The 8,548-nt window shown below is 66.2% G+C and carries 6 protein-coding genes; 3 read left to right on the top strand and 3 right to left on the bottom strand.

The window, feature by feature from the left end; genetic code table 11:
• Positions 1 to 183: 183 nt before the first annotated feature.
• Together CA236_RS05605 and rpoZ are read right to left on the bottom strand one after the other, a co-directional pair.
• Entirely contained in the window at positions 184 to 1,179 is a 996-nt protein-coding gene (locus tag CA236_RS05605; protein WP_125944860.1) for a ferritin-like domain-containing protein, read from the bottom strand.
• Between the two features lie 279 nt (positions 1,180 to 1,458).
• Entirely contained in the window at positions 1,459 to 1,803 is a 345-nt protein-coding gene (rpoZ, locus tag CA236_RS05600) for a DNA-directed RNA polymerase subunit omega (RefSeq protein ID WP_046411514.1), read from the bottom strand.
• A gap of 119 nt (positions 1,804 to 1,922) precedes the next feature.
• On the opposite strand from rpoZ, the gene CA236_RS05595 reads away from it, so the two are divergent.
• The 3 genes from CA236_RS05595 (at position 1,923) to CA236_RS05585 (ending at position 7,790) form a co-directional block, all read left to right on the top strand.
• On the top strand, positions 1,923 to 3,089 hold the full coding sequence (locus tag CA236_RS05595) for a phosphatidylserine/phosphatidylglycerophosphate/cardiolipin synthase family protein (protein WP_125944859.1): 1,167 nt from the start codon (positions 1,923 to 1,925) through the stop codon (positions 3,087 to 3,089).
• A gap of 170 nt (positions 3,090 to 3,259) precedes the next feature.
• A complete protein-coding gene (locus CA236_RS05590; RefSeq protein WP_125944858.1) occupies positions 3,260 to 4,882 on the top strand; it encodes a hypothetical protein in 1,623 nt (540 codons plus the stop codon).
• A gap of 94 nt (positions 4,883 to 4,976) precedes the next feature.
• The gene (locus CA236_RS05585; protein WP_125944857.1) at positions 4,977 to 7,790 is read left to right on the top strand and encodes a TonB-dependent receptor; all 2,814 of its coding nucleotides are present in this window, start codon (positions 4,977 to 4,979) and stop codon (positions 7,788 to 7,790) included.
• A 45-nt stretch (positions 7,791 to 7,835) separates the two neighbouring features.
• Here the strand turns inward: CA236_RS05585 and CA236_RS05580 are convergent, their stop codons facing one another.
• Entirely contained in the window at positions 7,836 to 8,498 is a 663-nt protein-coding gene (locus tag CA236_RS05580; RefSeq protein WP_125944856.1) for a 2OG-Fe(II) oxygenase, read from the bottom strand.
• Between the last annotated feature and the right edge of the window lie 50 nt (positions 8,499 to 8,548).

Raw genomic sequence — 8,548 nt, 5'->3', positions numbered from 1 at the left:
GAGACAGGGGGTGGGAAGGGGCCATCGTCATCGTCGTCATCGCACGCCGCCAGCAGTGACAGGCCGCCGGTCATCGCTGCTGCTCCGCCGCACAGGCGGATGAAGTTGCGCCGCGCCTGCCGCTGGGTCTCGGCACGCTCCATGAGGTCGAGGAATTCCATCTTGTCGCTCATCGCCGCCTCCTCAGTTCGCGCCCGAGCGGCGCAGCGCCGGGTTCGGATTGTTGGTCCCGTTGGGGAAGAAGCCGCCCGATGTCGCCGCATTGGGCGTCAGGTACGCGATGTTGTGCACCTGTTCGGCGTTGCGGCTGAAGACGATCCCGTTGCTGTCGGTGGGGACGAAATTGGCGGTGAGGCCGAATTGCGTCTGCACCGGCGAGACACCGGAATCGTCATTGGCGACACGCTGGGGCGGTCCGGGCGAGTTGACGTTGCCGTCGACCTGATTGCGCAGCGCGGAAATCTTGTCGGTGTCGGTCCACAAGGCGGGGATTTCCACCCCGCGGCGATAAAGCGCGCCGCGGATGATCCCGGCATGGAAGCCCTCCGCCGCGAGGATGCCGGCCGCCCCGTCGATATTGTCGATATCGCTGAGCAGCGGCGCCGCACCCTTGTAGGCTGTGACGCCGACATCCTCGAAAATATAGGCGGCGAGCAGGAAGTTATCGTCGCTGGCATAGGGATCGAACACCCCGCCGCTGGCCGATAGGTCGATCCCCGCCAACGTAGCGCCGGTGGTGAAGATCTGCGGCGACAGATCAATCGCCGGCTGGGCAACGACGGCGGAGCCCAGCACGCGCCGCAGCGTGGTGACATGCGCCAGTTCGTCCGAGGCGATTTCCCGCGCATATTGGATCACCACCGGATCCTGCAGGTTGGCCTTGCGCGCGCCGGTGGCGGCGCCCTGCGTCTGGCTGCCGGTGAGGAGGTTGGGCGGGATGCCGGTGCCGATCGCGGCGAAGCTGTAGAATTGCGCCTCGAGATATTCGAGGTTGAGCGCAAAGTTGAGGATATCGGTGTCGCTTGGCGCGGCGGATTGGGCCGCTGCGCGCCCGGCCAGCCCGGCTGCGCCTAATCCGACCGCGGCGCCGGCCGCTGCCAGCTTGAAGAAGTCGCGTCGCCCGGCGCCCCGCGCCGCGCGCGCCTCGCGCATCAAGGTGAGCTGCTCGCTTTCAGCCATGGGTCTCTCCTTCCCGACATGCGCGATTCTGGTCGCCCTGGTTCGTGCGCCACGCGCCGGAAGGGGCACAATCATCGAAGAAGGATGGTGCCGCGATAAGGAAATAGACCTAGCAGCCGTCGCCTAAGTCGCTGAATCCTCAAGCCGCGCCTGGGCGACCGCGGCGGCATGAGGCGCGACAACAAATTGTGCGGGCAACAAAAAAGCCGCGACGGATGCCGCGGCTTTTTTGGTTTTCAACGCTGGTGCGGCCGATCGCTGTGCCGGCCGACGCGGGCGTCAGCCGTCGTAGTCGGCACCCAGGTTCTGGTTGCGCGGCGGGGCAGCGGCGGTGAGGCGGAGCGCCTCTGCCGATGCGGCCAGCGAGCCGACGGCATCCGCCTCTTCCTCGTCGTCGATCTGGACGCGCTGCAGGCTCTGCACCACGGCTTCCTTCAGATCCTTGGGCTTGACCGTCTGTTCAGCGATCTCGCGCAGCGCGACCACCGGGTTCTTATCCCGATCGCGATCGATCGTCAGCTCGGCGCCACCGGACACCTGCCGCGCACGCTGTGCTGCGAGCAGAACCAGATCGAACCGGTTCGGGATCTTGTCGACGCAATCCTCGACCGTGACGCGCGCCATAGACGCTTCCTTCGCTTAACTATCGCTGGATGAAGGACGGCGATCTAGGGGAGGGGCTTGGGGAAGTCAAGAAAAGCGCGTCCTTGCCGCTGCGGGCCCGGACGGCCAAGGCAGGGCGGATGAACCATGCAGCGCCCTTCACCGTAGACGGAAACCGATTGCGCCTGCTGGTCGAGGGTCCGGAGCGGCTCGACGCGCTGATCGACCTGATCGCGGGGGCCACGCGATCGCTGCGCATTCTTTATTATATCTACGCCGATGATCAGGCGGGAGAGCGGGTGAATGCGGCGCTGATCGCGGCGGCGCGCCGCGGTGTCGACGTGAACCTGATCGTCGACGGATTCGGCAGCGACGAGGCCGCCGATCGGCGCTTCTTCGATCCGCTGGACGAGGCGGGGGTCCATGTCTGCCGCTTCGTACCGCGGCTGGGCCGACGCTACCTGCTGCGCAACCACCAGAAGCTGGCGCTGGCCGATGCGGAGGAGGCCAATCCGCGCATCATCATCGGCGGGTTCAACATCGAGGACGATTATTTCGGCACCACCGGCGACCAGGCGTGGCGCGATCTTGGCCTGTTGATGGAGGGGCCGGCGGCGGCGCGGATCGCCGGCTATTTTGACGCGCTTCGGGCCTGGGTGCGGTCCGATGACGGCAAGCTGCGCCACGTGAACCGTGCGTTGTCGCGGTGGAGCGAACATGCCGGGCCGGTGCGCTGGCTGATCGGCGGACCGACTCGGCGCCTGTCGCCCTGGGCCCGCGCGATCCGACGCGACATGAGCAAGGCACGCAGGATCGACATCATCGCGGCCTATTTCACGCCGAGCCCCAATCTGCTGCGGCGGATCGACAGGGCCGGGCGGCTGGGACAGCAGGTTCGTGTCGTCACGGCGCGCAAGTCCGACAACAATGCGACGATCGCCGCGGCGCGCTTCACCTATCGCGGGCTGTTGCGGCGGGGCATCCGGGTATTCGAATATCTGCCGACCAAGCTGCACACCAAATTGTACGCGATCGACGATGCGGTTCACATCGGCAGCGCCAATTTCGACATGCGCAGCCTGTTCATCAACCTCGAGCTGATGCTGCGGATCGACGACCCGGCGTTCGCCGCCCATGTCCGGCAATATATTGATGGCGAGATCGCCCAGTCGGAGGAGATCACGCTCGACCGCTACATGGCGGCGACCGGCCTGTGGCAGCGAGCGAAGCAGTTCATCGCCTATCTGCTGGTCGGTGTCGCGGACCCGCTCGTCTCGCGCAGCCTGAACTTCGGCATCGACGAATAAAGCCGGCCGTGCGCTGTCACGGATCCGAAACAGTATCGTCACGCATCCGACCCTGAACCTCCACGCGGCTGTCACGCGCCGCGCCTAGCGGCGCTGGGGAGGGCGGCGGGCAATCAGCTCGACTCGCTTCCGGTCCAGGGGACGGACCGTCTGTTCAACGGGAGTGAGACATGCTGAGCTTCAGCCGCCGCAATCAGTTTCTTGCCGGTACCGCCTGCCTTTTGCTGGCCGCTTGTGGCGGCGCTGACGGCGTCGCTTCGCCGGGCGCGGGCAACATCGACGTGATCGTCACGCCGGCCCCGACCCCGACCCCCGCGCCGACCGGCACGCCGAACCCCGGCCCGATCACCGCGGCGCAGTTCGCCCTTGCGACGACGCAGAGCGGCGTCACCATCACCGCCGAAGAGCAGCTCGCCATCGTCAACGCGGGCGCGAACAACAACGTCAACGGCTTCGCGGGGCTGAACGGTGTCTATCCGGTCAGCGCGACCTCGCTGACCCCGGCGACGAACCCGGCCACGATCAACCCGTTCTTCACCGCGACGAACTTTGTCGGCGCGCTGAATGGCCCGAACGACACGTCGTTCCAGGGCTGGACCTGCAATTCGACCTCGGCAAATTTCGGTGGCACCACCGCTGCCTGCACCGCGGTGCCGAACATCGGCACCCTGGCGGCGGGCACGGCCTGCCCGACTGGCACGATCGATGACAATGTGACCGTCGGCGGCTTCAAGGCATGCCGCCTGCCGCAGACGATCACCACCAGCCTGACGCTGCCGAAGATCCCGGGGGTCTTCTACCGCTTCCGCGGGCAGACCGAAGTGGGCACCGACGTCGGCTCCACCGGCGCCGCCTCGGGCGTGGTGCTGACGATCGCGCCGGGCGTGGTGCTGGCGGCGGATTCGAGCGAGAGCTCCAACGACCTGATCCTCGTCAACCGCGGCGCGCAGATCAACGCGGTCGGCACCGCCGAAGCGCCGATCATCTTCACCGCGCAGCAGAACCTGACCAATAACGGCGTGTCGGAAGCCTCGCAGGGCTTCTGGGGTGGCCTTGTCATCCTCGGCCAGGCGCCGACCGCAGTCTGCGCCACGGGCACCGGCCCGAACAATGCAGGTGGCACCAGCACCAGCTGCCAGAACCCGATCGAGGGCGTCACCGGCCGCTTCTATGGCGGGCCGAACCAGACGAGCAATTCGGGCACGCTGCGCTATGTCCAGATCCGCTACACCGGCATCGCGATCAGCGAGGGCAACGAGCTGCAGGGGCTGACGCTGGGCGGCACGGGCAGCGGCACGACGATCGACCACGTGCAGAGCCACAATTCGGCCGATGACGGGATCGAGATCTTCGGCGGCACGACCAACCTCAAATATTTTGCGGTGACCGGGTCGGACGACGACGCGTTCGACGTGGACAACGGCTGGCGCGGGTTCATGCAGTTCATCATTGCCGCGCAGAAGCCGTCGGGCACGACCGCCGATTCCTTCGCGACCGAAATCGATTCGAACGGTTCGGAAGACCTGCTGCCGCGCACCTACGGCCGCTACGCCAACTTCACCTTCATCCAGACCACGCCGTCGGCGCCGGCCGCGATCCGCCTGCGTGGCGGTGCGGACTTCGCCTTCATCAACGGCGTGGTGAAATCCGCCGCCGGGCAGGCGTGCATCAACATCGTCGCCGGCGCGGGCGAGGGCGCGAACCGGACCACGATCCGGCCGGCGAATGCCGAGCTGCAGGATGTCGGCCCGCCGACCTTCAACTCGGTCTATTTCCAGTGCCAGGGCCGCTGAGCCCCGTTCGGCATCCATGACCAAGGCGGGCCCCGGCGAGCGTTTCGACGCGGCCGCGGGCCCGCCCATTGCCATCTGACCGGAAGGCCCGACCATGCTGCGCCAGCGCACCGCCTATTCCACCTTGCTTCTTCTCACGACCACGCTGGTCGCGCCGGCTGCCCTGGCCCAGGTCGCGCCCTCCACGAGCACGCCCGCCGGGCCGCCGGCCACCAGCACCATGTCGACCGGCATCGATCCTGCCCGGCCGCAGGCCGAAACCACCGCTCAGCCTGACGCCGAACAGGGCGTCCCGGAGGTCTCCGCGCCGGGGATCGACGCCTCCTCCGGCGGTGACATCGTGGTGGTGGGGCGCAACATCCCCAATACGGTGCGCTCGACGGCGCAGGTCATCAGCGTCCTGTCGAGCGCCGACATCGCGCGGACGGGTGAGGGCGACATTGCCGGCGCGCTGACGCGGGTCACCGGCCTATCGGTGGTCGGCAACGGCTATGTCTTCGTACGCGGCCTCGGCGATCGCTATTCCTCGGCGCTGCTCAACGGATCGCCGCTGCCCAGCCCCGAGCCGCTGCGCCGCACCGTGCCGCTGGACATCTTCCCGACGACCATCGTCGGGTCGGCGCTGGTCCAGAAGACCTATTCGGTGAACTATCCGGGTGAGTTCGGCGGCGGCGTCATCAACCTGACGACCAAGGCGATCCCGGACGAGAATTTCGTCACCATCGGCGCGTCGGGCGGGATCGATACCCAGACCACCGGCAAGCTCGGCTATACCTATTACGGGTCCAAGACCGACTGGCTGGGCTATGACAATGGCGAGCGCAAGGTACCGGATTTCATCCGCAACGGGGCGCAGGGCAGCGGCATCATCCCGACCGAGCAGGTGGCGCAACTGTCCAATGCGCGCACCACGCTGCTCCAGCGCAACGGCGACATTCCGGCGAACTGGTCGGCCGACATCAACGTCGGCCTGACGGGCGATCTGGGAGCGGGGCGCGTCGGCATGATCGCGACCGGCAGCGTCTCCAACACCTGGCGCACCCGCGCCACGCTGCAGCAGGACACGATCAGCGAAGACGGCACGCTGCGCAACGATTTCAACACCGTCATCACCGACATGCGCGCGGTGGTGAACGGGATGCTCGGCCTCGGCTATGAGTTTGACGAGAACCGCATCCGCTGGACTAATGTCTATATCCACGACACGCTGAAGCAGGGGCGTGCCTCGGCGGCGACAGTGTACAACAATTCGTCGGGCAACCCGCTGTTCCAGCAGAACACCAACTGGTTCGAGCGCCAGTTGATCGAGACCCAGCTGGTGGGTGAGTTCAAGCCGGTCGAGGATCTGTCGCTCGACGTGCGCGGCGCTTATGCCAATTCGAAGCGCAATTCGCCGTACGAGCGGCAGTTCGTCTATAATTGCAACACCAGCTACAATGTGACCGGCGCTAATTCGGTCGGCGGGTCGGAGCTGCAATGCCCCGGCGTGTGGGAGGCGAGCAACTCGTTCGGCCGCTTTGCCACAGTCGTGTTCAGCGAGCTGAACGAGGATCTGTATTCGGGGCAGGCGGACGTCGCCTACAAGCTGCCGGGCGACCGGCCGTTCACGCTGTCGGCGGGCTATTATTACTCGCAGAACGAGCGAACCTCGACGCGCCTGCCCTACACCTACCAGACGGTCGCTGGCGGGGCGATTCCGTTCCCGTGCAACCTGTACCGCCCCGATTATCTGCTGTCGCCCGAGGTGCTGAACGGCTGCCCGGTGGCGACCACGGGAACACCGGCGAGCAATGCGGTGCAACTGCGGTTCGATGCGGGCCTCAACGGATCGACCCGCTATGATGCGAGCCTGCTGATCCATGCCGGCTATGTGCAGGCCGAGGCGGAAGCGATCGACGGAGTGCGCGCGATTATCGGCGTGCGCTACGAGACCGCCAAGCAGACGGTGACACCGCTGGCGGCGCCGTCCACGCGGCTCAACAACGATTATTTCCTGCCGGCGGCGACGCTGACGTGGAATTTCGCGGCCGACATGCAGCTGCGGCTTGCGGCGGCAAAGACGATCGCGCGTCCGCAGTTCCGCGAGCTGGCGCCGCAGGCGTTCCGCGACTTCGAATCGGATCGCCTGTTCTTCGGCAACCCGTTGCTGCGCGACTCGGAGCTCTACAATCTGGAAGCACGCTACGAATGGTTCTTCGACCGTGACCAGCGTCTGACCGCAGCGGGCTTCTACAAGAGGATCGACAATCCGATCGAGCAGGTCGGTTTCTATCCGACGCCCGATGCGCGATTGCAGACCGGCTTCACCTATCTGCCCAAGGCGACATTATGGGGCGGCGAGATCGAGGCGCAGAAGTATTTCCCGCTCGATTTCATCTCGGAGAGCCTGGGCGGCAAGCGCGCGGTCCTCATTGCCAACTACACCTACACCCAGTCCAAGATCACGGCGAATTCCGAATGCGTGCCGAGCGTGCTGGGCGTATCGCTTGGCGGATGCCCGGGTGGCTTCGCGCCGGCGAACCTCCAGTTTCGTGACGGCGCGCCGCTGACGGGGCAGTCCGACCATCTCGTCAACCTGCAGCTGGGCTATGAGGACAAGGACAATGAAACGCAGCTGACGCTGCTGTTCAACTACGCCAGCGACCGCGTGACCAACCGCGGGCCGTCGCTGCTGGGCGGTGTCGGGTTCCAGCCCGACATCATCGAGCGGCCCGGCATCCGGGTCGATTTCGTGGCGCGCCAGACGGTCGACTTCCTTGGCACGCGTGTCGAGATCAAGGGCGAGGCGCGCAACCTGTCGGGTACGAAATATCAGGAATATCAGACGTTCGAGGGCGGGCGCCGGGTGTATATCAACCGGTTCGAGCAGGGCCGGCTGTTCACGCTGGGCGCCAGCGTCACCTTCTGATCGGCCGGATGATACGGCTCTGCGCGCCCGGTGCGGCGCGCAGGGTCAGCCCCACGGGCGCTCACGAAACCATTTGGTGATGACGTATTTGACGCCGGCGCGCACCTTCATCCCGTGGTGAATGGTGGCGGGATTGGGCGTGCCGTCGTCGCGGCGGTTGTTCCAGGCGACGAGCTTGCCCGGTTCGGGCTGGATCGTCTTGTCGAGCGCCTTGAAGCGGGTCGCGCCGCCGGCCTCGGGCGCGTTCAGATAGGCCATCACCGTCCAGGTGCGGTTTCCGGCGACCGCGCAGTAACGATGAAAGTCGATCCCGCCCGGCTCAAAATAGTCCGTGTGCGCCTTGAACTCCTGCCCGATCGCATAGCGCTGGCCCTGCAGCGGTTCGCCATAGGCGGGGTCGATCCCGGTCAGCTCGGCAATCGCCTGCTCCACGCGGTGAACCACCGGATGGGCCGCGGCAAGATCGCAGGTCTCGCTGGTGCGATATGCCGAATCGCCATTGGCGTCGGAGACGGTGGAGGGGCGGCGATCGGCCTCGATCAGCGCGATCAGCGCCGCGCAGGTCTCGGCATCCAGAAAGTCGCGTAGCAGGAACAGGCTGGCGCGCGGGGTAGGTACACGCTGCACCCCCGGGACAGCGGTGAGCCGTGCGACGACGGTGCCATCATGGTCGCCGACGAGCCGGGGGTCGGGAGCAATATTCCGCATCGCCGCAGGGTGTGCCAGCCGATCGCGAGAGGGGCCAGTGCGGAATTATT

This window comes from Sphingomonas sp. ABOLG (assembly GCF_003950435.1).
GTDB lineage: Bacteria > Pseudomonadota > Alphaproteobacteria > Sphingomonadales > Sphingomonadaceae > Sphingomonas > Sphingomonas panaciterrae.
Note: the sequence above shows the minus strand (reverse complement) of the source record. Positions and strands in the feature narration are given on the sequence as shown.

Bases quoted from the DNA above. Each gene is read 5' to 3' on its own strand.
- CA236_RS05590 (WP_125944858.1), top strand. From the start codon at position 3,260: ATGCTGAGCTTCAGCCGCCGCAATCAGTTTCTTGCCGGTACCGCCTGC.
- rpoZ (WP_046411514.1), bottom strand. From the start codon at position 1,803: ATGGCGCGCGTCACGGTCGAGGATTGCGTCGACAAGATCCCGAACCGG.
- CA236_RS05585 (WP_125944857.1), top strand. From the start codon at position 4,977: ATGCTGCGCCAGCGCACCGCCTATTCCACCTTGCTTCTTCTCACGACC.
- CA236_RS05580 (WP_125944856.1), bottom strand. From the start codon at position 8,498: ATGCGGAATATTGCTCCCGACCCCCGGCTCGTCGGCGACCATGATGGC.
- CA236_RS05605 (WP_125944860.1), bottom strand. From the start codon at position 1,179: ATGGCTGAAAGCGAGCAGCTCACCTTGATGCGCGAGGCGCGCGCGGCG.
- CA236_RS05595 (WP_125944859.1), top strand. From the start codon at position 1,923: ATGAACCATGCAGCGCCCTTCACCGTAGACGGAAACCGATTGCGCCTG.